The organism is Candidatus Campbellbacteria bacterium, from assembly GCA_034521025.1.
In the GTDB taxonomy this organism is placed as follows: Bacteria; Patescibacteriota; Minisyncoccia; order Phycocordibacterales; family JAXHMZ01; genus JAXHMZ01.
In genome coordinates this window covers 141,041-166,484 of the sequence record JAXHMZ010000004.1, presented here as the reverse complement: position 1 = coordinate 166,484, position 25,444 = coordinate 141,041, and the positions used below count along the sequence as shown (strand labels likewise).

The window sequence follows — 25,444 nt, the reverse complement described above, 5'->3', positions numbered from 1 at the left end:
CTTCCCGCTATCATAGGAGCAAGACAGGTTTATTCTTAGAACGACTCGAATTAATTGAAAAGATCTCTACAGAAGGCAATTTTGAGCTTCTAAAGCCCTTCGGAAACGAACTCTCTCTGTAAAAGCATATCTCAGGTAATACAAGACATTAAAAGAGAAGGGTATGATTCGATAAATTTGAAAACTTGAAACAAAAGAGCAAGTCGAAAGATTTTGGATTTGATTCGAAGGTCTTTATCATTCAAAAGGAAAAAATGAAGGTGAGATGAAAGGAAATACAAAGTCCTTGAAGAACAGAGAGAAGAACTTTGAATTACTTCAAGTTTTTCGCGAGTATGAACGCATAAAGCAAGAACAAAAGCTTTTCGATTACTGACAGACACTATTCTTGAGTTACTGTACGCTCTAGAAAGTGAAGATGGTCTACTTTCAGCTCTTCAAGAAAGATATTTATACATACTTGCTGATGAGCATCAAGACTCAAACCGCGCACAAAACAAAATACTAGATCATATCTCGAGTTTTCATGAAAATCCCAAGATTCTCAGAGTAGGAGACGACAAACAGGCTATCTACAGTATTTCAAGGGGCATCACTCGAAAACTTTCCAGTATTCCTAAAACCGTAGCACCTGAAGCGACTACAATATTGAAAAACTCTTTGAACTCCATAAGTATTCTCACAATCATAGTTTTGATACTTTTGAAAAAACCTTAAAAGAAACTGGCTTACTTGAAAGTATATTGGAGTCAAGAAGAAGTAGGGTAATTATCGAAAAGATGCAAACACTATACGAAAGAGCCAAGACTCTTGAAAGTAGGGAGGAGATTATTACTTGAATTACTTCCTTTCCTATATTACTAAAGCACATCGAATATGTAATAGTTACAACTGCAGCACAAAGAACAGAAGAAAAACCTATCCACCGTGCATAGTGAAAAAGGACTCGAATACGACGTTGTTGTTCCCGGTTAAAGAGATTAAGCAATGGAAAGTAAAAGGAAACCGGAATATTTTTATCTTCCGAATTAAAGCCCTAAAGGTTAGCAAGGAAGGAAATATTAAAGAGGACGAGAGGCGTCTCTTATGTTATACACACCAAAAAAGGCCATTCTTCTTATCCAAGATCAAATTCAGAAGGACGAAAATATTTACCCTCTCAGTTTCTCGATGAGCTTGGACTGAGCGAAAACAAGGGTCCCGAGGTTGGCACTTATATAGATCAGGAAAGATTTAGTCCGTCACGAAAGCTTTTGGATAAAGACCTGGTGGAATTTCTCTTTTGGAAGCAAGGCTTAAATCCGACTGCCGTCAACAAATATCTTGCCTGTCCCTGGGAGTACTTTTTTTTGACATTGATGCGACTTCCACAGCCACCAAATAGGAGCGCTGTATTTGGAACAGCAGTACATAAAACTCTTCAAGAATTCTTTGATGAAAGAACGAAGAAAAATGACCTTAGCATAACTGAGGTGCTCGCATTAATGGAAAGAGAAATAAAAAGCTCACACTTAGAAGCCCTAGACAAAGAAAAGCTGATCAAACGTGGAAGTTGAACTCCTGCCTGGATTCTAGAAGAAGGTAGAAAAAAAGATGGCAGCGAGAAAGCGAGTACAGAAAAGAGATATGAAACAACCGCTGGAGACAACTAATGGTAAAATTGCAATTACTTTCCGGTAAATTAGATAAGATCCATAGAGATGAAGGGAGTGAAGGCTTGGATAGTAACAGACTTCAAAACCGGCGAACCCAAGTCGAGAAATAATATAGAAGGAGAGACTCAAATGACTTGAACGGTGACTACAAAACGTCAGCTCAGATTCTACTCGTCTTTCGCTGAGAGCAATGAACGGCGAGAAAATGAAAGATAGGGGATCATCCGATCTTGTGAAGCCCAACAAAAGCGGTAAAATATATAAAAACACGAACGATCTCCCATCAGCAAACAAGCAAAGGGCAGAGCTAAAAAAATCATACAGAGAGGATCTCTTCCGAGATCCTCTCTATGGAATTCACACAAAAAGGTTGTGATAAAAAGGATTGCGAGTGGTGCCGCCTGGCAAACCTTTTGCTGTAGTTGTAACTAGTTCAGCTCGATAAGTCTGTCTATGATAGCAGCTAAAGGTTCTTCTGGAATTGCTCCGCTAATTCCCACGGCATTACCACCTTCAGAAAACACGGCCAAACTTCCGGCCTCAGGTCCCAACTGCGTTAGAGTATTGTATATATCATCCCTAGCGTCCTCTGTGATCTCCGCATCACTTATAAGTAGGCTATATGGCGTTCCGGTACCTCCGGCGTTTTGAGCGTCCTCCAAATGTGCTTCCACGATAGACAACGTCTCTTCATTGGCAAAACAACTTTCAAACTCCTCCACGTTGGCCCCCGCGTCTTGCGCAAATTCAGGCAACAGATCATGATCCAATCCATCGTTGGAAGGAGTTTCTTCATAGATCCTATCGATAAAGGTCCAGAAACCTTCTTCTCCGGCTGACTGAGCTACACACTCAGAAGCAACTGCTTCCGGAATTGCTTTCTGGTGAGCTGCCTCTAGAGGGAAGTGTCTATATACCCAAGCAAATTCACCTTCGTCATAGTTTTCTATTAAATTGTTCAAAGTATCATGATGTCGCTTGCAGAATGGACATTCCAAGTCAGAATAATCAACAAGCTTTACGGGAGCGTCTAGACTTCCTCGAATATGATCAGTTGAATCTACTGATTCATAAGAAATGGAAGAGATGGTCGGGCCACTAGAACCGGGATCTCCTGCTGATGAATCGTTGTTATCGTTTACAAAGATTATAGCGCCGGCCGTCAGCGCACCGATCAAAAGACCGGCAACTATGATCGAAATTGGTAAAAAAAGATTTGAAGATTTCATATATTTTTATGCTTTGTTTTGCTCTATGCTCTGCGTATTTCTAATATGACCAGTCTATCATATTTAAAAGGGAAGAGTATGGGTAACCGTAGAATCGAGTGGTTTGTCCCAATCCGAGACATCTATAGGAATATTACGCAATCCATCATTTGATCGGAATTTCACGTACCCGTTTTCCTTTATAAAATCATACACGGCTTTGGTAACTCTTACATCTTGCTCACAGTACTCGCGAAGCTTCTCTAATTCTCCGTTGTTCCACCATTCAATTGCCTCCAAGCCATGTCCGCTCTTGCGGTGCCCTAGAGTGGCCTCGGCAATAGCGTCCAACCCAATTCTTCGTCCTAAGGAATTCTTGATCGACTCCAAGAGATCTATGCTTTTGAACTCAGTCAGATCTCCCGGGTAATATTTATTGAGAATGGGAATATCAAAGTGATTTGAATTAAAGCCGATAAGAGCGTCCGACTTTTCTAGTACTGGCCAAAGCTTGGATAGATCTTCTTCAAAATAACTAGAAAACTCTTCGGTCTCTGTATCGTGAATTGATACCAGTGACAGATCAAGCATAGACGGCTCGCGACCACCCACATCAGCAAAAGTATTCTTCGTTTCTATATCAAACGTGACCAATCTCATACTTAAACTTCTCTTTTATAAATAGCGACGACCTCCTCCAAACTTTTTTGGCCGAGTGTTTTTCCGTACTCATCCTTTAGGATCAACTTATCGGAATTAAATGCTTCTTCGTCTACAACTAGAGCAAATTTAGATCCATATTTCTTCGATCGCTTCAACTGCGAATCGATTGTATCATAACGCATGTCAACTACAGTTCTTATCCCATTTTTACGCAAGCGCGTCGCAACGTTGTCGGCGTATACTTTATATTGTCTGTCCGAAACACAAACGTAAATATCAGTAAATGAAATTTCTTTTGGTAAGAGATCATAAGTTTCCAGTACGTCACGAATTGTGACATCGCCCATACCAAAACCTACGGCAGATACAGGTTCTTCACCAAATACCTCTAAAAGATCGTCGTAACGCCCACCACCAAAAAGAGATCGGCTGTTGTCGGGATTTGTATCAAATATTTCAAAAATAACCCCGGTATAATAATCAAAACCGCGTACCAAATATGGTTTGAATTTTACGTTATTTATCCCTCGCGCACTAAGTTCTTCGATAAGTTGATCGATCCTTTCGTTCGCTTCGAGACCTACCAATAGGTCGCCACCTATCAACTCATTTAGCTTCTCATCAAAATCATCAATTTTATCTTTCTTGTCCAACAGTCTATACACCGCCTGTTTCTTTTTTGGATCAAGCTCTAATTCCTCGAATTTATCTTCGAGAATACTTCTATCGTTTATGTATATTTCATATTGATCTTCCTTCAAGCCAAATCTTTTTAGAAGTTCATTCGCCAGATCAATTATCTCGATTTCGGCATCTATACCATCTATGCCAAACAGATCGGCGTTAAGCTGATAATGCTCACGCAGGCGACCGCGTTGCGGGCGTTCATAACGAAATACATTAGGAATCGAAAACAAGCGCTGAGGAAAAGCCATCGCCTTACGCCTTGAAGCAATCATACGCGCGACCGTGGGTGTCATTTCCGGTCGAAGAGTTACGTTTCTACCGCCACGATCCATGAATGTGTAAGTTTGCTCGCTTACTATTTCCTCGCTGGTTTTGTCCGTATATAACTCGCTGTATTCTAAAGGAGAAGCGTTGTATTCCTTGTATCCGAACAAAGTCACGGTTGAGCGCATTATGTCAAAAATATAATTTTGTATAGCTTGTTCTTCAGGATAAAAGTCACGCACTCCTTTGTAACTTTCCGTAGTAACGTTTTTAGATACCTTGCTTTTTTCCTCAGACATTGGAAATATTGTACCAAAGTGATGGAAAAATACGAGAACAAAAATATGATTCTAGCTGAAAAAAGCACAGGCGAGACAATGGGGCAATTAAGGCAGCGGGTTTTCTCTGAATTAAGTCTAGACCCGAACACTAAACTGACGTTTGCCGGCCGTCTAGATCCACTCGCAAGCGGTGTGGTCGTTTTTCTCCTCAATGAAAGAAGATTTCAAAAAGATGAGTTTCTGTCTCTGAATAAATCCTACAGCTTTCAGATCATACTTGGATTAAAAACTGACACCGGAGACCCCTTGGGATTGATTGAATGTGTGGATTTCTCTAGAAAGATCGAGGAAGCTGAAGTTATAAATACTCTTAAAAAATTTGAGAGTAAATACAGACAAAAGTATCCGAAATTTTCATCAAGAAAAGTAGACGGGAGGGCCTTGTTTGAACACACGCGAAACCAAAACGAAGTAAAAATTCCAGATCATGAAATTGAAATATTTGCTCTGAGTCTACAAAAAACCCGAGAAATTAAAAAAGAAGATCTTTTAGATAATATATTTACTCTGATTAGAAAAGTTGAAGGAGATTTTAGGCAAGAGAAAATAATCAAAAGGTGGCAAGAGATCGAAGATGACATACCAAATAAAGTTCAAGTGCTAGATTGTAATGTTGAATGCTCCAGTGGAACTTATGTACGCGTATTAACGGAAGATATAGCTAAAGAGTTAAACACTGTCGCGACAACACAAAACATACATCGCAGTAAGATTGGACATTTACAAACCAAATAATTATTGTATTGTTGCATTAGTACTCTGATCTTTAAGACACCGAATACACACACTACCGAAAGGAGCGGAAATGATCCATATCCCGGGAGTTCCAGGGAAGATCAATGAGATCAAGGAGTATCCGTTTTCAATTGGAAACTTGGTAGTCAACGCGCTTGGTAAACCAACAGATTGGAAGGGAGAACTTGAAAATCTTCACGACCAAACGACCTACAACCGCCTCCTCTCTATAGCCAGAGAGCTGGGCGCAACTAGGATCTTTTGTCCATACCCTGTCCACGGTACGACCATTTCAAGCTCCAAGATCAAAACACTTGATGTTTCCCGCACCAAAAGAAGGATCTACCGTGAAGTTAAGGCAGATGGAGCCGAAATTGATAAAGAGGAGGCTTACGGGCTCGCTTCCGGCGATTGCCACACAGTAGCCCTACAAGACCCGGTTACGGGAAAAACAATTGCTATTCACTTCAATCGTGAAAACGGAGTAGATGACGACATTCTTTCCAAGGCTCTTCGACACTTCAGGAAGGGAAGTGCTGAAAGGCTAATTGCCGTAATTACTCTCGGCATCGACTCTGCTCACTTTAAACACGATTGGGAAAACCATAAGCATGGAAAGAAGAATCGTCGACGTACCTGTGAGTTGATAGGAAAGTACGGACCTGAGATAGTAGATTGGCCCTTAGGCGAGGGCAAAATCGACCTCAGGCGAATCGCAGCGAGGAAGTTGGTTGAAGCAGGTCTGCTACCCTCAAACATCTACGCGGACCTTTTCGACACCTACTTTGATCCTAGGTTCTGGAGTCACCGCGCTAGTCAAACCAGAGGTAGTGCCAAATTCGGTGAAAAGGGAAGAAACATGGTTCTTGTTGTTAACAAGGGCTGAGGACGGTTCCTTGGAACCGTCCTCTTTTTATTGCCGACGTAGAGCGAGAGGAATACCAAGGCGAAGCCTTGAGTATTTCCGAGCCGAGGCAGATGGGTTCAATACCCCGCCCCTCTGGGGCTCAAGGGGTGAGCGAAGCGAACACCCTTTGAGTCCAGGGCTTGCCCTGGGGTTTAATACCGATTATTAGCTAGCATTTAAATCAGAAGTGCAGTTGGGACACCGCGTTGCCGACTTGTGGATCAACTCATAGCAAAAAGGACACTTTGATACAGTCTCTTCGGATTTATTTACATTAGTATCTTTACTTTCACGTAATCGGTTTACGGCTTTTACCAAAATAAAGACAGCAAAAGCCGTGATCAGAAAACTCACTGACTGATTAATAAATTCTCCGTAATTGATCGTTATAGCACCCGCAGCTTCCGCTTCTGCCAGAGTGGAGAAGTCAACGCCTGAAGAAAGGTTAACAAAAAGATTTGAAAAATCAGCTCCACCGACCAACATTCCAACCGGAGGCATTATTATGTCTTCCACTATCGAGTGGACGAGCGAATTAAACGCCGCGCCGATCACTATACCGACTGCCAAATCAACCACACTACCCCTTAGGGCGAATTTTTTGAATTCATTAAGAACACCCCTCATATTGTCAGTATATTATACACAAAAATATAATTATTTTATATGATATACTCGCTATTATGGAAAAAGACAGACCAGACGAGCCTGCACAGGCAAAAATAGTTAGAGAAAGAGTTGAAGAAGAAGCAAATAGGCGAGTCTCGCTTATAGGCAACGAATTCGCGAAAGGTTTCGACGTAATTAGAGACTATCCCAAATCCGTAACTTTCTTTGGTTCCTCTCGTCTCTCTGAGTCACACCCATATTACAAAAAAGCTCAAGAAGTTGCCCACCGCTTATCCGATGACGGGTTTACCGTGGTAACCGGCGGCGGCCCAGGCATAATGGAGGCGGCCAATCGTGGCGCATTTGAGGCAGGAGGAGACTCTTTGGGATTCAGTATTGAACTGCCATTTGAGCAAGTTATTAATAAGTATGTTACAAAATCTCTTTCTTTTAATTACTTCTTTTCACGAAAAGTAATGCTTGCTTTCTCAGCGGAAGCCTATATTTATTTCCCCGGCGGATTCGGAACTCTGGATGAATTTTTTGAAATTGTAACTTTGGTTCAAACGCAGAAGATCCCGCGAGTACCAATAATTCTTGTCGGTGATGAATTCTGGGGAGCTTTGGATGATTTTATTCACAATATGTTGGTGAACAAATATCAAACTATCGGCCCAGAAGACGAAGAGCTGTACACAATGACAGAAGATATAGATGAAATTTCTAAAATAGTCAAAAACGCGCCTAAGCGTAAGGAATAAACAAAAAACCGCTTTTGAGAAGCGGTTTTTTGTTTTAGTTCTATATTATCTGCTTATCCTTTAACCTCAGGCAGGTCTACCGTAGTGGTAATTTGAACTCTGATCGCACTACCACCTTCGGTTACTACTCGCTCGTCCTCGTCCTCTTCAAAGGTACCGTTTTCGTTTGTGTCTGTGTACAGCTCTACGTAGTATTGATCTCCTTCGGATGTGGACTCATCAAGCTCTACATTACCCGTCATATCTGTACCGGCCTCCACAAAAGCAGAACCGATAACTTCTCCGGGCTCACTGTCTACTTCATTTCTTACAACAACAAAACCGTCTTCTGTAAGATTGAGACTGTCATAAAAAACTACGTCTCCGGGAATTTGATCGTTCACTATTACTGAATTTTCACTGTCCCCACTAACGCTGTTAAATTCTTCTTCATTTTGTTCTGGAGGGTTAACCTCTTCACTGCTAGGCCGTGTTAAAAGTAACGCAACCACCGCAACTACCAGCACAAGAAGTACCCCGACTGTTATGATAATTGATCTATTATTATTCATATGCACACAGTATACAACAAAAACACCATTTACAACAATGGCCTTATATTAATCCCTTCTTAGCCAAAATCGCGGAAATAGGATCGGTGGACTTACCGCGAGCCGGACTAATTTCACGTCCGTACGCTTTAAGCTTATAAGAAATGTCAAACCATTCATCTTTAGGCCAAAGATACATCAACTCTCTCTCGACGATCTCGGGGTCATTGGTATTGACCAGACCAAATTTTCTCGCCAATCGCAGAACGTGCGTATCCACTGCAATTCCATCAACTTCACCAAAAAGATGACCTCGAACAACGTTGGCGGTCTTTCTGCCAACTCCGGGTAGAAAAGTAAGGTCTTCCATACTCTTTGGAATTCTTGCTTTAAATTTATTCTTGATAATACGAGCCGAGTCACGAATGTACTTTGCTTTAGCTCGGCTAAACCCGATTTCTAAAATATCCTTTCGCAGATCCTCTACGGAGGCCTCAGCGAACTTGTTTAATGTGTTGTATTTTTTACAATTTTTTCTTACCTGATTTCTCTTTGTCTGTAGTTTTAGCCGATATACTTAAAACCACGAACTTCTTTTTGCGGGGTCATTTATCGGCTCAAACTACGGACAAAAAAGTAGATCAGGTTACGGAAAAATTATTTAAAAAAATACACACATTTAAACAAGTTCGCTGAGGCCTCCGTCGAGGATCTGCGAAAGGATATTTTAGAAATCGGGTTTAGCCGAGCTAAAGCAAAGTACATTCGTGACTCGGCTCGTATTATCAAGAATAAATTTAAAGCAAGAATTCCAAAAGTAGTATGGAAGAACTGTACCTCCCTACCCGGTGTCGGCAGAAAGACCGCCAACGTTGTTCGCGGGCATCTTTTCGGCGAAGTTGATGGAATTGCGGTGGATACGCACGTTATACGATTGGCGAGAAAATTTGGTCTGGTCAATACCAATGACCCGAGATCGTCGAGAAGAGTTGATGGATCTTTGGCCCAAAGATGAATGGTTTGACATTTCTTATAAGCTTAAAGCGTACGGACGTGAAATTAGTCCGGCTCGCGGTAAGTCCACCGATCCTATTTCCGCGATTTTGGCTAAGAAGGGATTAATATAAGGCCATTGTTGTAAATGGTGTTTTTGTTGTATACTGTGTGCATATGAATAATAATAGATCAATTATCATAACAGTCGGGGTACTTCTTGTGCTGGTAGTTGCGGTGGTTGCGTTACTTTTAACACGGCCTAGCAGTGAAGAGGTTAACCCTCCAGAACAAAATGAAGAAGAATTAACAGTGTTAGTGGGGACAGTGAAAATTCAGTAATAGTGAACGATCAAATTCCCGGAAGACGTAGTTTTTATGACAGTCTCAATCTTACAGAAGACGGTTTTGTCGTTGTAAGAAACAAAGTAGACGGTGAGCCAGGAGAAGTTATCGGTTCTGCTTTTGTGGAAGCTGGAACACGGATTTGACGGGTAATGTAGAGCTTGATGAGTCCACATCCGAAGGAGATCAGTACTACGTAGAGCTGTACACAGATACAAACGAAAACGGTACCTTTGAAGAGGACGAGGACGAGCGAGTAGTAACCGAAGGTGGTAGTGCGATCAGAGTTCAAATTACCACTACGGTAGACCTGCCTGAGGTTAAAGGATAAGCAGATAATATAGAACTAAAACAAAAAACCGCTTCTCAAAAGCGGTTTTTTGTTTATTCCTTACGCTTAGGCGCGTTTTTGACTATTTTAGAAATTTCATCTATATCTTCTGTCATTGTGTACAGCTCTTCGTCTCCCGGGCCGATAGTTTGATATTTGTTCACCAACATATTGTGAATAAAATCATCCAAAGCTCCCCAGAATTCATCACCGACAAGAATTATTGGTACTCGCGGGATCTTCTGCGTTTGAACCAAAGTTACAATTTCAAAAAATTCATCCAGAGTTCCGAATCCTCCAGGAAAGTAAATATAGGCTTCCGCTGAGAAAGCAAGCATTACTTTTCGTGAAAAGAAGTAATTAAAAGAAAGAGATTCTGTAACGTACTTATTAATAACTTGCTCAAATGGCAGTTCAATATTGAATCCCAAAGAGTCTCCTCCTGCCTCAAATGCGCCACGATTGGCCGCCTCCATTATGCCCGGGCCGCCGCCGGTTACCACGGTAAACCCGTCATCTGATAAGCGGTGGGCAACTTCTTGAGCTTTTTTGTAATATGGGTGTGACTCAGAGAGACGAGAGGAACCAAAAAAAGTTACGGATTTGGGATAGTCTCTAATTACGTCGAAACCTTTCGCGAATTCGTTGCCTATAAGCGAGACTCGCCTATTTGCTTCTTCTTCAACTCTTTCTCTAACTATTTTTGCCTGTGCAGGCTCGTCTGGTCTGTCTTTTTCCATCAAATAGCGAGTATATCATATAAAGTAATGATATTTTTGTGTATAATATACTGACAATATGAGGGGCGTTCCTGTAAATGATTTCAAACGAGTACGCGCCTGAAGGGGTAGCGTGGTCTGATTTGGCAGTCGGTATAGTGATCGGCGCAGCGTTTAATTCGCTCGTCCACTCGATAGTGGAAGACATAATAATGCCTCCGGTTGGAATGTTGGTCGGTGGAGCTGATTTTTCAAATCTTTTTGTTAACCTTTCTTCAGGCGTTGACTTCTCCACTCTGGCAGAAGCGGAAGCTGCGGGTGCTATAACGATCAATTACGGAGAATTTATTAATCAGTCAGTGAGTTTTCTGATCACGGCTTTTGCTGTCTTTATTTTGGTAAAAGCCGTAAACCGATTACGTGAAAGTAAAGATACTAATGTAAATAAATCCGAAGAGACTGTATCAAAGTGTCCTTTTTGCTATGAGTTGATCCACAAGTCGGCAACGCGGTGTCCCAACTGCACTTCTGATTTAAATGCTAGCTAATAATCGGTATTAAACCCCAGGGCAAGCCCTGGACCCAAAGGGTGTTCGCTTCGCTCACCCTTTGACCGCCCCAGAGGGGCGGGGTATTAAACCTCATATTGCTCTCCTCGGCTCGGAAATACTCAAGGCTTCGCCTTGGTATTCCTCTCGCTCTACGTCGGCAATAAAAAGAGGACGGTTCCAAGGAACCGTCCTCAGCCCTTGTTAACAACAAGAACCATGTTTCTTCCCTTTTCACCGAATTTGGCACTACCTCTGGTTTGACTAGCGCGGTGACTCCAGAACCTAGGATCAAAGTAGGTGTCGAAAAGGTCCGCGTAGATGTTTGAGGGTAGCAGACCTGCTTCAACCAACTTCCTCGCTGCGATTCGCCTGAGGTCGATTTTGCCCTCGCCTAAGGGCCAATCTACTATCTCAGGTCCGTACTTTCCTATCAACTCACAGGTACGTCGACGATTCTTCTTTCCATGCTTATGGTTTTCCCAATCGTGTTTAAAGTGAGCAGAGTCGATGCCGAGAGTAATTACGGCAATTAGCCTTTCAGCACTTCCCTTCCTGAAGTGTCGAAGAGCCTTGGAAAGAATGTCGTCATCTACTCCGTTTTCACGATTGAAGTGAATAGCAATTGTTTTTCCCGTAACCGGGTCTTGTAGGGCTACTGTGTGGCAATCGCCGGAAGCGAGCCCGTAAGCCTCCTCTTTATCAATTTCGGCTCCATCTGCCTTAACTTCACGGTAGATCCTTCTTTTGGTGCGGGAAACATCAAGTGTTTTGATCTTGGAGCTTGAAATGGTCGTACCGTGGACAGGGTATGGACAAAAGATCCTAGTTGCGCCCAGCTCTCTGGCTATAGAGAGGAGGCGGTTGTAGGTCGTTTGGTCGTGAAGATTTTCAAGTTCTCCCTTCCAATCTGTTGGTTTACCAAGCGCGTTGACTACCAAGTTTCCAATTGAAAACGGATACTCCTTGATCTCATTGATCTTCCCTGGAACTCCCGGGATATGGATCATTTCCGCTCCTTTCGGTAGTGTGTGTATTCGGTGTCTTAAAGATCAGAGTACTAATGCAACAATACAATAATTATTTGGTTTGTAAATGTCCAATCTTACTGCGATGTATGTTTTGTGTTGTCGCGACAGTGTTTAACTCTTTAGCTATATCTTCCGTTAATACGCGTACATAAGTTCCACTGGAGCATTCAACATTACAATCTAGCACTTGAACTTTATTTGGTATGTCATTTTCGATCTCTTGCCACCTTTTGATTATTTTCTCTTGCCTAAAATCTCCTTCAACTTTTCTAATCAGAGTAAATATATTATCTAAAAGATCTTCTTTTTTAATTTCTCGGGTTTTTTGTAGACTCAGAGCAAATATTTCAATTTCATGATCTGGAATTTTTACTTCGTTTTGGTTTCGCGTGTGTTCAAACAAGGCCCTCCCGTCTACTTTTCTTGATGAAAATTTCGGATACTTTTGTCTGTATTTACTCTCAAATTTTTTAAGAGTATTTATAACTTCAGCTTCCTCGATCTTTCTAGAGAAATCCACACATTCAATCAATCCCAAGGGGTCTCCGGTGTCAGTTTTTAATCCAAGTATGATCTGAAAGCTGTAGGATTTATTCAGAGACAGAAACTCATCTTTTTGAAATCTTCTTTCATTGAGGAGAAAAACGACCACACCGCTTGCGAGTGGATCTAGACGGCCGGCAAACGTCAGTTTAGTGTTCGGGTCTAGACTTAATTCAGAGAAAACCCGCTGCCTTAATTGCCCCATTGTCTCGCCTGTGCTTTTTTCAGCTAGAATCATATTTTTGTTCTCGTATTTTTCCATCACTTTGGTACAATATTTCCAATGTCTGAGGAAAAAAGCAAGGTATCTAAAAACGTTACTACGGAAAGTTACAAAGGAGTGCGTGACTTTTATCCTGAAGAACAAGCTATACAAAACTATATCTTTGACATAATGCGCTCAACCGCTGACTTTGTTCGGATACAAGGAATACAACGCTTCTCCTTTAGAATACAGCGAGTTATATACGGACAAAACCAGCGAGGAAATAGTAAGCGAGCAAACTTACACATTCATGGATCGTGGCGGTAGAAACGTAACTCTTCGACCGGAAATGACACCCACGGTCGCGCGTATGATTGCTTCAAGGCGTAAGGCGATGGCTTTTCCTCAGCGCTTGTTTTCGATTCCTAATGTATTTCGTTATGAACGCCCGCAACGCGGTCGCCTGCGTGAGCATTATCAGCTTAACGCCGATCTGTTTGGCATAGATGGTATAGATGCCGAAATCGAGATAATTGATCTGGCGAATGAACTTCTAAAAAGATTTGGCTTGAAGGAAGATCAATATGAAATATACATAAACGATAGAAGTATTCTCGAAGATAAATTCGAGGAATTAGAGCTTGATCCAAAAAAGAAACAGGCGGTGTATAGACTGTTGGACAAGAAAGATAAAATTGATGATTTTGATGAGAAGCTAAATGAGTTGATAGGTGGCGACCTATTGGTAGGTCTCGAAGCGAACGAAAGGATCGATCAACTTATCGAAGAACTTAGTGCGCGAGGGATAAATAACGTAAAATTCAAACCATATTTGGTACGCGGTTTTGATTATTATACCGGGGTAATTTTTGAAATATTTGATACAAATCCCGATAACAGCCGATCTCTTTTTGGTGGTGGGCGTTACGACGATCTTTTAGAGGTATTTGGTGAAGAACCTGTATCTGCCGTAGGTTTTGGTATGGGCGATGTCACAATTCGTGACGTACTGGAAACTTATGATCTCTTACCAAAAGAAATTTCATTTACTGATATTTACGTTTGTGTTTCGGACAGACAATATAAAGTATACGCCGACAACGTTGCGACGCGCTTGCGTAAAAATGGGATAAGAACTGTAGTTGACATGCGTTATGATACAATCGATTCGCAGTTGAAGCGATCGAAGAAATATGGATCTAAATTTGCTCTAGTTGTAGACGAAGAAGCATTTAATTCCGATAAGTTGATCCTAAAGGATGAGTACGGAAAAACACTCGGCCAAAAAAGTTTGGAGGAGGTCGTCGCTATTTATAAAAGAGAAGTTTAAGTATGAGATTGGTCACGTTTGATATAGAAACGAAGAATACTTTTGCTGATGTGGGTGGTCGCGAGCCGTCTATGCTTGATCTGTCACTGGTATCAATTCACGATACAGAGACCGAAGAGTTTTCTAGTTATTTTGAAGAAGATCTATCCAAGCTTGGCCAGTACTCAGAAGTCAACGCATCTATCGGCTTTAATTCAAATGCACTTTGATATTCCCATTCTCGATGAATATTACCGGGAGATCTGAGCTGAGTTCAAAAGCATAGATCTCTTGGAGTCGATCAAGAATTCCTTAGGACGAAGAATTGGGTTAGACGCTATTGCCGAGGCCACTCTAGGGCACCGCAAGAGCGGACATGGCTTGGAAGCCATTGAGTGGTGGAACAACGGAGAATTAGAGAAGCTTCGCGAGTACTGTGAGCAAGATGTAAGAGTTACCAAAGCCGTGTATGATTTTATAAAGGAAAACGGGTACGTGAAATTCCGATCAAATGATGGATTGCGTAATATTCCTATAGATGTCTCGGATTGGGACAAACCACTCGATTCTACGGTTACCCATACTCTTCCCTTTTAAATATGATAGACTGGTCATATTAGAAATACGCAGAGCATAGAGCAAAACAAAGCATAAAAATATATGAAATCTTCAAATCTTTTTTTACCAATTTCGATCATAGTTGCCGGTCTTTTGATCGGTGCGCTGACGGCGGGCGCTATAATCTTTGTAAACGATAACAACGATTCATCAGCAGGTAGATCCCGGTTCTAGTGGCCCGACCATCTCTTCCATTTCATATGAATCAGTAGATTCAACTGATTATATTCGAGGAAGTCTAGACGCTCCCGTAAAGCTCGTTGATTATTCTGACTTGGAATGTCCATTCTGCAAGCGACATCATGATACTTTGAACAATTTAATAGAAAACTATGACGAAGGTGAATTTGCTTGGGTATATAGACACTTCCCTCTAGAGCAACTTCACCAGAAAGCAATTCCGGAAGCTGTTGCTTCTGAGTGTGTAGCTCAGTCAGCCGGAGAAGAAGGTTTCTGGACCTTTATCGATAGGATCTATGAAGAAACTCCTTCCAACGATGGATTGGATCATGATCTGTTGCCTGAATTTGCGCAAGACGCGGGAGCCAACGTGGAGGAGTTTGAAAGTTGTTTTGCCAATGAAGAGACGTTGTCTATCGTGGAAGCACATTTGGAGGACGCTCAAAACGCCGGAGGTACCGGAACGCCATATAGCCTACTTATAAGTGATGCGGAGATCACAGAGGACGCTAGGGATGATATATACAATACTCTAACGCAGTTGGGACCTGAGGCCGGAAGTTTGGCCGTGTTTTCTGAAGGTGGTAATGCCGTGGGAATTAGCGGAGCAATTCCAGAAGAACCTTTAGCTGCTATCATAGACAGACTTATCGAGCTGAACTAGTTACAACTACAGCAAAAGGTTTGCCAGGCGGCACCACTCGCAATCCTTTTTATCACAACCTTTTTGTGTGAATTCCATAGAGAGGATCTCAGAAGAGATCCTCTCTATTTGATTTTTTAGCTCTGCCCTTTCTTCTTTGCTGATAGAAAATCGTTCGTGTTTATATTTACCGCTTTTGTTGGGTTTTACAAAATCAATGATCCCTTCTTTCATTTTCTCGCCGTTAAGCTCTAGCAAAAGCGAGTAAAATACGAGCTGACGTTTATAGTCACCGTTAGAGTCTTTGGTCTCTCCTTCTATATTATTTCTCGACTTGGGTTCGCCGGTTTTGAAGTCTGTTACTATCAAGCCTTCACTCCCTTCATCTCTATCGATCTTATCTAATTTACCGGAAAGTAATAAATTACCATTAGTTGTCTCCAGCGGTTGTTTAATATATCTTTCTGTCTCGCTTTCTCTCTGCCATCTTTTTCTACCTTCTTCTATAAATCCAGGCAGGAATTCATTTCCACGTTTGATCAGCTTTTCTTTGTCTAGGGCTTCTAAGTGTGAGCTTTTTATTTCTCTTTCCATTAATGCGAGCACCTCAGTTATGCTAAGGTCATTTTTCTTCGTTCTTTCATCAAAGAATTCTTGAAGAGTTTTATGTACTGCTGTTCCAAATACAGCGCTCCTATTTGGTGGCTGTGGAAGTCGCATCAATGTCAAAAAAAAGTACTCCCAGGGACAGGCAAGATATTTGTTGACGGCAGTCGGATTTAGGCCTTGCTTCCGAAAGAGAAATTCCACCAGGTCTTTATCCAAAAGCTTTCGTGACGGACTAAATCTTTCCTGATCTATATAAGTGCTGACCTCGGGACCCTTGTTTTCGCTCAGTCCAAGCTCATCGAGAAACTGAGAGGGTAAATATTTTCGTCCTTCTGAATTTGATCTTGGATAAGAAAGAATGGCCTTTTTTCTGGCGCGCGTAATAGCAACATATAAGAGACGCCTCTCGTCCTCTTTAATATTTCCTTCCTCGCCAACCTTTAGGGCTTTTAATTCCGGAAGATAAAAATATTCCGGTTTCCTTTTACCTCCCCATCGCTTATCCTCTAATCCTGTAACGAAAACAACGTCGTATTCGAGTCCTTTTACACCATGCACGGTGGATAGTATAACTTTTTCTTCCTTGGTTTCTTTTGTGTGCAGTTGTAACGCATTATATTCACGTGCTTTAGTAATATAGGAAAGGAAAGAATCCAAAGTAATACTCTCTTCCCTACTTTCAAGAGTCTTGGCTCTTTCGTATAGTGTTTGTATTTCTTCAATAATTACCCTACTTCTCTCTGACTTCAATATACTTTCAAGTAAGCCAGTTTCTTTTAAGGTTTTTTCAAAAGTATCAAAAAAACTATGATTGTGAGAATACTTATGGAGTTCAAAGAGTTTTTCAATCGACTCATTTATCTCTGAATTAGTTGGCAACTCTTTTACTAAGTCTCTAATGGTTTTTTCTTCTTTCCTGATACTTTTCAAAAAGTCAGCTATATCTAATGCGTCTATACCAAAGCAGTCAAAGAATAAAGCTTTGCCAATGTTTTCATCAGTTGGGTGGTCAACTATGGACAAGAGAGTAAGTAACTGCTCTGTATAAGGATCCATTTCTTCTGTTGAGCCGGATCTTTTAAAATAATCAATTCCCTGCCTCTCTAGAGCCAAACTCAGATCTTGAGCTTCTTTGTTATTTCTAAACAGTACAGCGATCGTGTCTTCAGGAGAGTTATTTTGAATAGATCTTATTTCAGTCGCAACTGTATGAGCCTCTTCTGTTTCATTGTTTGAAGAAAAAAGAAGTGTGTCTATATTCTCGCGGTCTGTAGCGGCAATCAGTGTTTTTTCACTGAGGGTCGGATTGTTTGATATCAGGTCTTGTGAGATATCAAGAATATGTTGGGAGGACCTATAATTCTCGGTAAGTTCAATTGTAGTCGCTTCGGGGTGCCGGTTTAAAGAAATACTGAAAGTTTTCGAGTGATGCCCCTTGAAATCTGTATATAGCCTGTTTGTCGTCTCCTACTATAAAAATATTGGGGTTTTCATGAAAACTCGAGATATGATCTAGTATTTTGTTTTGCGCGCGGTTTGAATCTTGATGTTCATCAGCAAGTATATATAAATATCTCTCTTGAAGAGCTGAAAGTAGATCATCTTCATTTTCCAAAGCGTACAGTAACTCAAGAATAGTATCTTCGTAATCAAAAAGTTTTTGTTCTTGCTTTATGCGTTCATACTCGCGAAAAACTTGAAGTAATTCAAAGTTCTTCTCTATCTTTCTTTCAAGGACTTTGTATTTCCCTTTCATCTCACCTTCATTTTTTCCTTTTGAATGATAAAGATCTTCGATCGATCCAAAATCTTTTGACTGCTCTTTTATTAAGTTTTCGAATTTATGAGGATCATACCCTTCTCTTTTAATGTCTTGTATTACCTGAGATATGCTTTTTACATAGAAGAGTTCGTTTCCGAAGGGCTTTAGAAGCTCAAAATTGCCTTCTGTGAGGATCTTTTCAATTAATTCGAGTCGTTCTAAGGAATCAACCTGTCTTGCTCCTATGATACGCGGGAAGTACTCAGGAAATTCTTGGATAATTTGGTTTGCGAACCCATGAAAAGTTGCAATTTGGGTTTTGTACGCGTCTTTGCCGATAAGTTCATACAAGCGAAGTTGCATAGCGCTAGCTCCGGCTTCGGTAAAAGTCAAGGCCAATATTGAATCGGGCGTAGAGTCTGTTTCGTGCAAAATGTGAGCTATGCGTGTTGTTAAGACATGTGTTTTTCCGGTTCCCGGACCAGCTACTACGACTACCGGTCCTTCTATTGTTTCTACGGCCGCTCGTTGCGCCGTATTGAGCTTTGCTAACGCTTGTTTATATGCGTTTTGGGTCATTTGTGAATTATACCAGCTGGCAAGTAATATATAAAAACGGAGTATTAATTACTCCGTTTTATTTAAATTAATAATTTTTCAAGCGATTTGATTTTTCGTGTTGACGTATTTTTTCGTGCGCTTTTGCTTCAATTTGCCTAATACGTTCTCGCGTGACACCGAACTCTTTACCAACTTCTTCTAGGGTGTGGTTTACTCCATCTAATATTCCGTTCCGCATTTCAAGTATTTTTCGTTCTTTGGGAGTTAGGTCTCCGAGTATTTGATTAACCTGGTCTGAGAGAATTCGCTTAGATGATTCATAGTCAGGTGAAAGAAGAGTTTCGTCAGGAATAAAATCTCCCAAGGTAGACTTTCCATCCGATTCATCTCCAACCGGACTCTCCAAGGAAACGGTGTCTTGGTCAATTTTGATTATTGTGTATATCTTGTCCAAGTCGATGCCCATTTCAGTTGAGATCTCCTCCGGCATTGGATCACGGCCAAGATCTTGGCTGAGGCGGCGAACAACTTGTTTGTATTTGGCTATGGTTTCGACCATATGCACAGGGATCCTGATGGTACGTGACTGGTCGGCAAGAGCTCTAGTGATCGCTTGTCTGATCCACCAAGTAGCATAAGTAGAGAACTTAAACCCTTTCTCCCAGTCAAATTTGTCAACGGCTTTGAAAAGACCCAAATTGCCTTCTTGGATTAGATCGAGGAGGGTCAGGTCAGGACTACGACCTACATATTTTTTTGCGATCGAGACCACGAGACGCAGGTTTGCTCGCGCGAGTAAGGTTTTTGCATCTTCATCTCCGGCTTCGATACGCTTGGCTAATTCTCTTTCTTCGGCTGCTGATATAAGGGGGTATTGACCGATCTCTTTTAGATACATTTGAATGGAGTCGTAGGCTGAAGGCTTTCTAGCGTACGCTTGTTTCTTGTCTCTTTCTTCATCTAATTGCAAAATACCTGAACTTTCTAAAACGTCGACCCCAGCTGTGTTCAACTTTTCGTAAAGTTGCTCTAAATCTAAGATATTGTCTTCAATATTTGGAAATTCTTTTAATATTTCATCAAACGTAATAAAACCACGCTCCTTTCCTTTTTTGAGAAGTTTATTTGATTTCTTTTCGAATTCATCCACTTTTTTATTGGATGTAGTTTTCTTTGTTGTTTTTTTGTCGGTTTTCTTGTTTGTACTCATAACTTAGACATTATCTTTTAAGGATTGTAATTTTTTACTAACAGCTTCGTACTCCTCAAGAGACGTTGAGGCTTTTGATTTGTCTCCCTCGTTCTCTGCTTCTTTGATCTTTTGTAAAATAATTCTGGCCTCCCTTTCCAAACTTTGTATCTTAATTCTGTTTAATAAATATTCAACATCTTTTTGTAAACTTTGTAAACTCTTAAATCCTGCTTCAGACTCAAATAAATATTTTTCTTTCTCTTTTATATCCGCGGAATTCAAAGAGTCTTCAGGACTTTCTTCGAATATCTCCTCAAAAGATCTACTTAATCCCTGTCCAATTTCATTTTTTTGGTCATCATTGAGAGCAAGTTCCTTTTTATTATATACGTCGATCTTCGCCGCTATAAAAAGTTTGTTGTTCCATTTCAAATCTTCTTTGCTGTCTGATTCAACTTTGGTTTCATTTTGAGCTTTCGGTCTTTGCGTTCTGTTTATGAAGGACTCAAATTCTTCAAAAACCGTCTCGGATCTCATTCCCAAAACCTCAGAAACCGAATTGAGATAATATTCTTTCTCGATTGAACTTGGCACCACTGCAATTGTGGAAAACACTTCATCTCTGATCCTTTTAAGTATATCCTTTTTTGATTTGGCTTTTTGGTTTATTTCATCTATCTGAAACTGAATAAGGTCTTTTGAATTTTTTATAATTGCTTTCCATTTTTCTTTGTCGTCAAGGATCATATCCGCCGGATCTTTGTCATCGGGAAGTTCGGCTATCTTTACATCCATGCCAAGCGATAGAGCTAGAGTTGCATTTTTTACGGCAGCTTCTTTCCCTGCTTTATCAGAATCAAATGCTATGACGAGATTTTTGGAGATCCTTTTGACTAACTCTAAGTTGGAAACGCCCGCCTTGCCTTCTTCTTGTCCTCTCAGCGCAGTACCGGAGGTAGCTACTGTATTTCGAAACCCTACTTGGTGTGAAAGCACCAAGTCCATCTGGCCCTCTACCAATATTGCGAACCCAAGTTTGCGGATCGAGAGCTTTGCTTTATCTATGCCGAAAAGAATATCTCGTTTCTTGAATACTTCCGTTTCCGGCGTGTTGATGTATTTGGCAGTTTTCTCATCGCCTGAGAGTGTTCTTCCCGAGAAGCCGACCACTCTGCCGCTAGAGTCGTTTATCGGGAACATTACTCGATTACGAAATCTGTCGTAATAACCACCATTTTTCTTCTCGATCAATAACCCGGCGGCCTCCAAGTCTTTTGCTTTAAATCCTTTTTTGATCAACTTGTCGTGTATAAAGCTCCAAGAATCCGGCGCGAAGCCAATGTTAAAGGACTCAGAGATTTTAGCCGTTATTCCTCTGTTTTGAATATATTCCTGAGCGATTTCGCTTGAAAGATATGAATCACGATAGGCTTTAGAAGCTTCGTCCAAAATTTCGTGTAGAATTTCGATCCTTTCCTTTGCTTCGGGATCGTTGGCGTATAGTTTTACGTCGATCCCAGCTTTTTCTGAAAGTATTTTTAACGCTCCTTTGAAATCAACTCCTTCAAATTCTTCTACGAACGTGAATATGTCGCCTCCTCTGTTGCACCCAAAGCAGTAGAAAGACTGTCGTTCCGGAGAAACCACGAACGAAGGAGTTTTTTCTTGATGGAAAGGACACAGTGCTTTCAGTGTTTTGCCGTGAGATTTTAATTCTATATATGATCCAATAACTTCCTCAACGCTCAGTCGATTTTTAATTTCTTCAACTGGTGAGTTCATTAGATTTTATTTTACTTCCTCTGTTTTGCGTTCGGCAACTTCGGCGTTTTCAGACTCTGTCTCCTCTTTTCGTGAATACTCCAAGGCGGCTTTGCTCTTAGGTGATCCCTCGTAGCCGGTACCGGCAGGTATCAACTTACCGATAATGACGTTCTCCATCAAACCGTTTAGATGATCTTCCTTGCCTTGTATCGCGGCGTTTATCAAGACGCGAGTAGTATTTTGGAATGAGGCAGCTGAAAGGAAGCTTTCTCGAGTCAACGAAACTTCTGTAATACCAAGGATCAACGGTGTTCCTGAGGCTTTTTCTCCATCTTTGCTCAGGGCTTCGTCGTTTATTTTCTCTAACTCGCTTTGTTCTACTATGTCGCCAATAGTTAAGTGAGTGGTACCGGGGTCTGTGATCTTAATTCTAGAGAACATTTGTCTGATAATTACCTCAATGTGTTTTCTCGATATAGAAGCGGCTTGCAGTTCGTATATTCGTGAAATTTCATTGATTATGTAATCCTGTACTTTCTCAACGCCAGCGTACTTGTAATATTCTTGTAAGTTTACCGATCCATCCGTCAATATGTCTCCCTTTTTGACCTTGTCGCCTTCTCTGACAACAATGGTTCGCAGATAATGCACTGTATATTCAGTCTCGGTTTTCTTCTTGTTTTTCTTTTTATCTTCGATCTCGGGAAGTATCTTTATGAATTTTTCTTTTCCGGTATCTACTACTTCTGAGATAACTCCGTCAACTTTGGCAATTACAGCCGGGTTCTTTGGATTGCGTCTCTCGAATATTTCTTCAACTCGCGGGAGACCTTGTGTGATGTCTCCGCCAGCTGAAGCTGTTCCACCTTTGTGGAAGGTACGCATGGTGAGCTGTGTTCCCGGTTCACCGATAGCTTGTGCTGCAACTGTTCCAATCGCTTCACCTACCTCGATAACCTCATTTTTACCGAGATCTAGACCATAGCATTTCTGGCAAACTCCTCGGTTGCTCTCACACGACATAGGAGACCTTACGGAAACTTCAGTTACTCCCGCTTCTTCAACCTTTTTCGCGTCTTGACTGTTCAAGAAGTCATTTCTTTTGTAAAGAACGTTTCCTTTCGGGTCTTTTACTGTTTCTGCTAGGAAGCGGCCCTTGATCAATTTCGAAATTGGAGTTCCCAGTTCATCTGCTTCGTGGCGAATGGTTACTCCTTTCTTGGTACCGCATTCTTCTTCTTTTATAACTACATCTTGAGCTACTACGAATAAGCGTCGGGTAAGATATCCGGCTTTGGCTGTGTTAAGAGCCGTGTCTGACATTCCCTTTCGCGAGCCGTGGGTAGTAATAAAGTATTCTGTAGGAGTCAATCCTTCTTTTGAAGAAGAAAGAACCGGAAATTCAATGGTCTGTCCGGAAGTACCGGCGATCAGGCCCTTAAGTCCTACAATGTTGGTAATTTGCGAGATAGAACCACGAGCTCCTGAGTTCATCATGTCGTGTACAGAGTCGGTCGTGCTGATCGACTTTGGAACGATCTTTTCAATTTGTGCTCGAAGATCATACCAAATCTCGGTAACTTTACGGTGTCTTTCCTCATCTGAAAGCAGACCCTCGTTGAACTGATCGTAGATATTGCTCGCTTTTGCTTGTGACGCTTTAATAAACTCATTCTTACCTTCAGGTTCAGTTACGTCATCAATTCCCCAGGTTGTGCCGGATATGGTAGCGTACTTGAATCCAAGGTTTTTGATCTTGTCTAAGATATTGGAAACTTCTTCGGTTTCGTAATTTTCGATAATGTCATTGACAATTCTCGACATTATCTTTCTCTCTACGGAGCTATTTATAAACCGATAATTTGACGGCAAAACGCTGTTGAATAATAGCCGTCCAACAGTAGTGTCGAATGGTTTTCCTTCAAAGTCAGCATATTTCTCAGAGTCTGTACCCAAAACGGTTACTTTCGCTCGAAAGTCGATCAAGCCATAATCGTAAGCGTTTATAGCGTCGTTTGGACTTGAGAATATTTTTCCTTCTCCTTTTGAACCCTCTATTTCTTGGGTCATCCAGAAACATCCCAGAATAATGTCCTTATCAGCCGTTACGTGTGGCGCTCCGTCTCCCGGTTTCAAGAGGTTTTTGTTCGACGCCATGATCTCTCTTGCTTCGTACTGCGCTTCTTCGGAAAGAGGCAGGTGAACTGCCATTTGGTCACCGTCAAAGTCAGCGTTGAATGCCGAACATACCATCGGGTGAACCTGTATAGCATTACCTTCGATCAAAATAGGTCGAAACGCCTGTACACCTAGACGGTGAAGAGTTGGGGCACGGTTAAGCAATACGTATTTATCTTTGATAACTTCCTCCAAGATCGCCCACACTTCTTCCACGCCGTCGTCGATCAAACGTCCCGCGCCTCTGATGTTGTAGGCAAGTTCGCGCTTGAGCAACTCCGAAATAACAAAAGGTCGAAATAGCTCAAGAGCCATATGTTTGGGAAGACCACATTGATCCAGAGCCAAAGTTGGACCGATCACGATAACCGAGCGTGCTGAATAATCCACTCTTTTACCCAATAGGTTGGAGCGAAGAATTCCCTGTTTTCCTTTTAGGTTTGAAGAAAGAGACTTAAGCGGCCTACGTTGAGCTTGGTTTAGGGCAGTGTATCCGGTACCTCTTCTGATCGTATTGTCAACCAAAGCATCCACCGCTTCTTGGAGAATTCGCTTTTCGTTTCTGAGAATTACGTCGGGTGCGCCGATCTCCATTAATTTCTTAAGTCGGTTGTTACGGTTGATCACGCGTCGATACAAGTCATTAATGTCACTTGTGGCGTGCCTCCCTCCGTCTAGTGCCACCATAGGTCGTAGCTGAGGGGGTATAACCGGAATTCGGTTTAAGAACATCCATTCCGGTCTTAGGTTTGCCCTTCTTAGACCTTTGACGAGGCTTAGACGCTTTTGCAATTTTGTTTTTTCTGCAACAGAAGCATTTTCATATCTTTCCTCAAGTTCATTTTCGAGTTGCTCTATGTCAAGTTTTGTGAAGATCTCATAGATAGCTTCAGCTCCTATATTAGCCTCAAAGAGGTTGCCGTATTTAACCGAATAGGCGTGGAACTCTGAGTCATCCAAGACTATTCCGCGCTGAATGGATTCGACTTCTTTTTTAGCTTTTTGGGATATGTCTTTAAGTTTTTCTTTCGATTTTTCATCCTGCAAAGCTTTTAGTTTGGTTTTGTACTCGCTATCGATATCTTTGAGGATCTGTTTGCGTTGGTTTTCATCTACTTCGGTAATGATGTGTCCGGCAAAGTAAACGACCTTTTCAAGATCGCTTGAAGTAATGCCTAAGAGTAGCGCCATCCTTGAAGGAATGCTTTTCAAGTACCAAACATGAGAAACCGGGCAAGCAAGATCAATGTGCCCCATTCGCTCGCGCCGTACAACCGAACGAGTGATCTCAACGCCACATTTTTCACAAACTATTCCTTTGTAACGAATTCCGCGGTATTTACCGCAGTAACACTCGTAATCTTTTTCCGGACCAAATATTTTTTCGTCAAAAAGCCCTCCACGCTCCGAACGTTGAGTACGATAGTTTATGGTTTCGGGTTTTTGTACCTCACCGTGGGACCAGTCAAGAATACGCTCGGGAGACGCCATTCTAATTAGAATGCTGTCAAAATGTTCGGTTGATGTTGGTTTGAATTTCGTATTGTTCATAT

Annotated in this window: 26 protein-coding genes and 1 pseudogene; 13 read left to right on the top strand and 14 right to left on the bottom strand. The window is 41.4% G+C overall.

Annotated elements, in window-relative coordinates; genetic code table 11:
• Positions 1-1,253: 1,253 nt before the first annotated feature.
• Positions 1,254-1,556 (top strand): PD-(D/E)XK nuclease family protein, encoded by a 303-nt coding sequence (locus U5L75_02350; protein MDZ7726400.1) that lies wholly within the window; start codon positions 1,254-1,256, stop codon positions 1,554-1,556.
• A gap of 527 nt (positions 1,557-2,083) precedes the next feature.
• Here U5L75_02350 and U5L75_02345 read toward each other — a convergent pair.
• From U5L75_02345 to hisS, 3 genes are all read right to left on the bottom strand, one after another.
• Positions 2,084-2,884: a DsbA family protein gene (locus U5L75_02345; protein ID MDZ7726399.1), complete on the bottom strand. Its 801-nt coding sequence runs from the start codon at positions 2,882-2,884 to the stop codon at positions 2,084-2,086.
• Positions 2,885-2,947: 63 nt separating this feature from the next.
• Positions 2,948-3,523, bottom strand: coding sequence for a ribonuclease H-like domain-containing protein (locus U5L75_02340; GenBank protein MDZ7726398.1), 576 nt, complete (start codon positions 3,521-3,523; stop codon positions 2,948-2,950).
• Positions 3,524-3,525: 2 nt separating this feature from the next.
• Positions 3,526-4,776 carry a histidine--tRNA ligase gene (gene hisS / locus U5L75_02335; GenBank protein ID MDZ7726397.1) on the bottom strand — a complete coding sequence of 417 codons (1,251 nt, stop codon included), beginning with the start codon at positions 4,774-4,776 and terminating at the stop codon, positions 3,526-3,528.
• Between the two features lie 21 nt (positions 4,777-4,797).
• Here hisS and U5L75_02330 point away from each other — a divergent pair, with 21 nt between their 5' ends.
• Both U5L75_02330 and U5L75_02325 read left to right on the top strand, forming a co-directional pair.
• The gene (locus U5L75_02330) at positions 4,798-5,553 is read left to right on the top strand and encodes a hypothetical protein (GenBank protein MDZ7726396.1); all 756 of its coding nucleotides are present in this window, start codon (positions 4,798-4,800) and stop codon (positions 5,551-5,553) included.
• Between the two features lie 70 nt (positions 5,554-5,623).
• Positions 5,624-6,439 carry a laccase domain-containing protein gene (locus U5L75_02325; protein MDZ7726395.1) on the top strand — a complete coding sequence of 272 codons (816 nt, stop codon included), beginning with the start codon at positions 5,624-5,626 and terminating at the stop codon, positions 6,437-6,439.
• A gap of 186 nt (positions 6,440-6,625) precedes the next feature.
• On the opposite strand, the gene mscL (U5L75_02320) is transcribed toward U5L75_02325, so the two are convergent.
• The gene (mscL, locus tag U5L75_02320) at positions 6,626-7,087 is read right to left on the bottom strand and encodes a large conductance mechanosensitive channel protein MscL (GenBank protein MDZ7726394.1); all 462 of its coding nucleotides are present in this window, start codon (positions 7,085-7,087) and stop codon (positions 6,626-6,628) included.
• 56 nt (positions 7,088-7,143) lie between these two features.
• Here mscL (U5L75_02320) and U5L75_02315 point away from each other — a divergent pair, with 56 nt between their 5' ends.
• The gene (locus tag U5L75_02315) at positions 7,144-7,830 is read left to right on the top strand and encodes a TIGR00730 family Rossman fold protein (protein MDZ7726393.1); all 687 of its coding nucleotides are present in this window, start codon (positions 7,144-7,146) and stop codon (positions 7,828-7,830) included.
• Between the two features lie 53 nt (positions 7,831-7,883).
• Here the strand turns inward: U5L75_02315 and U5L75_02310 are convergent, their stop codons facing one another.
• Complete coding sequence (locus tag U5L75_02310) at positions 7,884-8,381, bottom strand: hypothetical protein (protein ID MDZ7726392.1); 498 nt, start codon at positions 8,379-8,381, stop codon at positions 7,884-7,886.
• A gap of 43 nt (positions 8,382-8,424) precedes the next feature.
• Positions 8,425-8,877 (bottom strand): annotated as a pseudogene (locus U5L75_02305) (endonuclease III).
• Positions 8,878-9,325: 448 nt separating this feature from the next.
• Here U5L75_02305 and U5L75_02300 point away from each other — a divergent pair.
• Genes U5L75_02300 through U5L75_02285 form a run of 4 tightly spaced genes read left to right on the top strand, consistent with a single transcriptional unit; the run spans position 9,326 to position 10,029 of the window.
• Positions 9,326-9,487, top strand: a complete 162-nt coding sequence (locus tag U5L75_02300; GenBank protein ID MDZ7726391.1) for a hypothetical protein — start codon at positions 9,326-9,328, stop codon at positions 9,485-9,487.
• 43 nt (positions 9,488-9,530) lie between these two features.
• Positions 9,531-9,695: a hypothetical protein gene (locus U5L75_02295; GenBank protein MDZ7726390.1), complete on the top strand. Its 165-nt coding sequence runs from the start codon at positions 9,531-9,533 to the stop codon at positions 9,693-9,695.
• A 2-nt stretch (positions 9,696-9,697) separates the two neighbouring features.
• A complete protein-coding gene (locus U5L75_02290) occupies positions 9,698-9,844 on the top strand; it encodes a hypothetical protein (protein MDZ7726389.1) in 147 nt (48 codons plus the stop codon).
• Positions 9,841-10,029, top strand: a complete 189-nt coding sequence (locus tag U5L75_02285) for a hypothetical protein (protein ID MDZ7726388.1) — start codon at positions 9,841-9,843, stop codon at positions 10,027-10,029. The genes U5L75_02290 and U5L75_02285 overlap by 4 nt, the downstream gene beginning before the upstream one ends.
• 53 nt (positions 10,030-10,082) lie before the next feature.
• Here U5L75_02285 and U5L75_02280 read toward each other — a convergent pair whose 3' ends face one another.
• The gene (locus tag U5L75_02280) at positions 10,083-10,769 is read right to left on the bottom strand and encodes a TIGR00730 family Rossman fold protein (GenBank protein ID MDZ7726387.1); all 687 of its coding nucleotides are present in this window, start codon (positions 10,767-10,769) and stop codon (positions 10,083-10,085) included.
• Positions 10,770-10,846: 77 nt separating this feature from the next.
• On the opposite strand from U5L75_02280, the gene mscL (U5L75_02275) reads away from it, so the two are divergent.
• Positions 10,847-11,296 carry a large conductance mechanosensitive channel protein MscL gene (gene mscL, locus U5L75_02275; GenBank protein ID MDZ7726386.1) on the top strand — a complete coding sequence of 150 codons (450 nt, stop codon included), beginning with the start codon at positions 10,847-10,849 and terminating at the stop codon, positions 11,294-11,296.
• Positions 11,297-11,490: 194 nt separating this feature from the next.
• On the opposite strand, the gene U5L75_02270 is transcribed toward mscL (U5L75_02275), so the two are convergent.
• Both U5L75_02270 and U5L75_02265 read right to left on the bottom strand, forming a co-directional pair.
• Positions 11,491-12,306, bottom strand: a complete 816-nt coding sequence (locus tag U5L75_02270) for a laccase domain-containing protein (GenBank protein MDZ7726385.1) — start codon at positions 12,304-12,306, stop codon at positions 11,491-11,493.
• A gap of 70 nt (positions 12,307-12,376) precedes the next feature.
• Positions 12,377-13,132 carry a hypothetical protein gene (locus tag U5L75_02265; protein ID MDZ7726384.1) on the bottom strand — a complete coding sequence of 252 codons (756 nt, stop codon included), beginning with the start codon at positions 13,130-13,132 and terminating at the stop codon, positions 12,377-12,379.
• A 151-nt stretch (positions 13,133-13,283) separates the two neighbouring features.
• Here U5L75_02265 and U5L75_02260 point away from each other — a divergent pair, with 151 nt between their 5' ends.
• From U5L75_02260 to U5L75_02245, 4 genes are all read left to right on the top strand, one after another.
• Positions 13,284-14,405 (top strand): ATP phosphoribosyltransferase regulatory subunit, encoded by a 1,122-nt coding sequence (locus tag U5L75_02260; GenBank protein MDZ7726383.1) that lies wholly within the window; start codon positions 13,284-13,286, stop codon positions 14,403-14,405.
• A 2-nt stretch (positions 14,406-14,407) separates the two neighbouring features.
• The gene (locus U5L75_02255; GenBank protein MDZ7726382.1) at positions 14,408-14,614 is read left to right on the top strand and encodes a hypothetical protein; all 207 of its coding nucleotides are present in this window, start codon (positions 14,408-14,410) and stop codon (positions 14,612-14,614) included.
• Positions 14,615-14,666: 52 nt separating this feature from the next.
• Entirely contained in the window at positions 14,667-14,981 is a 315-nt protein-coding gene (locus tag U5L75_02250; protein MDZ7726381.1) for a hypothetical protein, read from the top strand.
• 157 nt (positions 14,982-15,138) lie between these two features.
• On the top strand, positions 15,139-15,846 hold the full coding sequence (locus U5L75_02245; protein ID MDZ7726380.1) for a DsbA family protein: 708 nt from the start codon (positions 15,139-15,141) through the stop codon (positions 15,844-15,846).
• A gap of 6 nt (positions 15,847-15,852) precedes the next feature.
• Here the strand turns inward: U5L75_02245 and U5L75_02240 are convergent, their stop codons facing one another.
• The 5 genes from U5L75_02240 to rpoC all read right to left on the bottom strand — a co-directional run bounded on the left by U5L75_02240 (position 15,853) and on the right by rpoC (position 25,442).
• Complete coding sequence (locus U5L75_02240) at positions 15,853-17,751, bottom strand: ATP-dependent DNA helicase (protein MDZ7726379.1); 1,899 nt, start codon at positions 17,749-17,751, stop codon at positions 15,853-15,855.
• Between the two features lie 55 nt (positions 17,752-17,806).
• Entirely contained in the window at positions 17,807-18,775 is a 969-nt protein-coding gene (locus U5L75_02235; GenBank protein MDZ7726378.1) for a UvrD-helicase domain-containing protein, read from the bottom strand.
• A gap of 67 nt (positions 18,776-18,842) precedes the next feature.
• Positions 18,843-19,967 carry a sigma-70 family RNA polymerase sigma factor gene (locus U5L75_02230; protein ID MDZ7726377.1) on the bottom strand — a complete coding sequence of 375 codons (1,125 nt, stop codon included), beginning with the start codon at positions 19,965-19,967 and terminating at the stop codon, positions 18,843-18,845.
• A gap of 3 nt (positions 19,968-19,970) precedes the next feature.
• Positions 19,971-21,731 carry a DNA primase gene (gene dnaG, locus U5L75_02225; protein ID MDZ7726376.1) on the bottom strand — a complete coding sequence of 587 codons (1,761 nt, stop codon included), beginning with the start codon at positions 21,729-21,731 and terminating at the stop codon, positions 19,971-19,973.
• A 6-nt stretch (positions 21,732-21,737) separates the two neighbouring features.
• Complete coding sequence (rpoC, locus tag U5L75_02220; GenBank protein ID MDZ7726375.1) at positions 21,738-25,442, bottom strand: DNA-directed RNA polymerase subunit beta'; 3,705 nt, start codon at positions 25,440-25,442, stop codon at positions 21,738-21,740.
• Positions 25,443-25,444: the final 2 nt, after the last annotated feature.

Coding starts and splice junctions, on each gene's coding strand:
- U5L75_02345 (MDZ7726399.1), bottom strand. CDS start 2,884: ATGAAATCTTCAAATCTTTTTTTACCAATTTCGATCATAGTTGCCGGT.
- U5L75_02340 (MDZ7726398.1), bottom strand. CDS start 3,523: ATGAGATTGGTCACGTTTGATATAGAAACGAAGAATACTTTTGCTGAT.
- hisS (MDZ7726397.1), bottom strand. CDS start 4,776: ATGTCTGAGGAAAAAAGCAAGGTATCTAAAAACGTTACTACGGAAAGT.
- U5L75_02330 (MDZ7726396.1), top strand. CDS start 4,798: ATGGAAAAATACGAGAACAAAAATATGATTCTAGCTGAAAAAAGCACA.
- U5L75_02325 (MDZ7726395.1), top strand. CDS start 5,624: ATGATCCATATCCCGGGAGTTCCAGGGAAGATCAATGAGATCAAGGAG.
- mscL (MDZ7726394.1), bottom strand. CDS start 7,087: ATGAGGGGTGTTCTTAATGAATTCAAAAAATTCGCCCTAAGGGGTAGT.
- U5L75_02315 (MDZ7726393.1), top strand. CDS start 7,144: ATGGAAAAAGACAGACCAGACGAGCCTGCACAGGCAAAAATAGTTAGA.
- U5L75_02310 (MDZ7726392.1), bottom strand. CDS start 8,381: ATGAATAATAATAGATCAATTATCATAACAGTCGGGGTACTTCTTGTG.
- U5L75_02300 (MDZ7726391.1), top strand. CDS start 9,326: ATGACCCGAGATCGTCGAGAAGAGTTGATGGATCTTTGGCCCAAAGAT.
- U5L75_02295 (MDZ7726390.1), top strand. CDS start 9,531: ATGAATAATAATAGATCAATTATCATAACAGTCGGGGTACTTCTTGTG.
- U5L75_02280 (MDZ7726387.1), bottom strand. CDS start 10,769: ATGGAAAAAGACAGACCAGACGAGCCTGCACAGGCAAAAATAGTTAGA.
- mscL (MDZ7726386.1), top strand. CDS start 10,847: ATGATTTCAAACGAGTACGCGCCTGAAGGGGTAGCGTGGTCTGATTTG.
- U5L75_02270 (MDZ7726385.1), bottom strand. CDS start 12,306: ATGATCCATATCCCGGGAGTTCCAGGGAAGATCAATGAGATCAAGGAG.
- U5L75_02265 (MDZ7726384.1), bottom strand. CDS start 13,132: ATGGAAAAATACGAGAACAAAAATATGATTCTAGCTGAAAAAAGCACA.
- U5L75_02255 (MDZ7726382.1), top strand. CDS start 14,408: ATGAGATTGGTCACGTTTGATATAGAAACGAAGAATACTTTTGCTGAT.
- U5L75_02235 (MDZ7726378.1), bottom strand. CDS start 18,775: ATGACCCAAAACGCATATAAACAAGCGTTAGCAAAGCTCAATACGGCG.
- U5L75_02230 (MDZ7726377.1), bottom strand. CDS start 19,967: ATGAGTACAAACAAGAAAACCGACAAAAAAACAACAAAGAAAACTACA.
- dnaG (MDZ7726376.1), bottom strand. CDS start 21,731: ATGAACTCACCAGTTGAAGAAATTAAAAATCGACTGAGCGTTGAGGAA.
- rpoC (MDZ7726375.1), bottom strand. CDS start 25,442: ATGAACAATACGAAATTCAAACCAACATCAACCGAACATTTTGACAGC.